Annotated in this window: 1 protein-coding gene; it reads left to right on the forward strand. The window is 35.6% G+C overall.

The genetic code is table 11. From position 1 onward, the window contains the following. Nucleotides 1-40: 40 nt before the first annotated feature. Nucleotides 41-1,507: IS1182 family transposase (locus NJT12_RS24765; RefSeq protein WP_271338781.1), on the forward strand; the 1,467-nt coding region annotated here is incomplete at its 3' end.

A 1,507-nucleotide genomic window follows, 5' to 3' on the forward strand; every position in this document is an offset into this window, starting at 1 on the left:
AATTTTGTAAATTTAATCAGTGTTAAGTAACTGATTATATATGAGATTCAAACATTATAACCAACAACAAACGGTACTTTTGCCTTATTCGTTTGATGATTTAATTCCACAGGGACATCCGGTTCGAGTAGTTGATCAGATTGTCGAGTCAATAAATATCCAGCCTCTTTTACAAGCCTACAGTAAAGAGGGCAATCCTGGTTATCATCCAAAGATGTTACTCAAAGTGATGTTGTATGCTTATATGACTAATATTTACTCTTCGCGAAAGATAGAACTTGCACTTCGCGAGAATATTAATTTTATGTGGCTTACTTCTATGACTATTGTTGATCACAATACAATTAATAGATTTAGAAGTGACAAACTCAAAGAGAGTTTTAAAGAAATCTTCAAGCAGGTAGTTTTAATGCTTGCATCAGAAGGGCTGGTAAACCTAAAACAAATTTATACAGATGGCACAAAAATAGAAGCTCAGGCTGGTAGGTACACTTTTGTGTGGGGCAACAGCATTAAAACCAACAAAGCTAAAATGCTGACTCAGTTGGAAGAATTATGGAAATATGCCCAAAGCATCAATAATGAAGAGGATCCAAACCCGGAACCAACAGAATTCAAAGAAATCAGTAAAGAGATAATTCAGAAAACTGTAGCTAAAATAGATGCAAAACTCTCCGGTAATGAAAAGGCAAGTTCTAAAGCAAAAGCAAAATTACGCTATATAAAAAATAATTTTACTGCTAATCTTGAAAAGTATGAAAAGCAAGAAGCTATTCTAGGGGAAAGAAACAGTTACAGCAAAACCGACACCCAGGCTACTTTTATGCGCATGAAAGAAGATCATATGCTAAACGGGCAGCTCAAGCCAGCTTATAATACCCAGATATCTACACAAAATCAGATCATCGTTCATTATACCATCCACCAAAATCCGACCGATACCAAAACCCTCAAACCTCATTTAGAAAATTTGGAACAAACCTTCGGCAAGAAAATATTTAAAAAGATAAAAGAGATAACTACTGACGCAGGTTATGGAAGTGAAGAAAACTATGATTATCTGGAGCAAAAGAAGCTCAAAGCTTTTGTGAAATATAATACTTTTGAAAAAGAACAAGATCAAAACTACCAAAAGAAACACAAGGCTTTTAGCAAAGAAAATCTCCATTACAACGAGCAAGAAGATTATTATGTATGCCCAATGGGACAAAAAATGCATAAAACACATCAAAACCAGAAAACAACAGCTGCAGGATACACCCAAACCTTATCTCATTATCAGGCCAAAAACTGTGAAGGCTGTTCACTTCGAGGTCAATGTTTTAAAGCTCAGGGAAACAGAAGTATAGAGCGAAACCATAACCTTGAAAGGCACAAACAAAGGACAAGGGAATTACTGCTAAGTGAAATAGGAATACAAAGAAGAAAGCAACGCTCTGCCGATGTAGAGCCTGTGTTTGCCCAACTCAAGCATAATAACGGATTTAGACGATTTTCTTTAAAAGGA

The sequence above is a fragment of the Flavobacterium azizsancarii genome (assembly GCF_027980145.1).
Classification (GTDB): Bacteria; Bacteroidota; Bacteroidia; order Flavobacteriales; family Flavobacteriaceae; genus Flavobacterium; species Flavobacterium azizsancarii.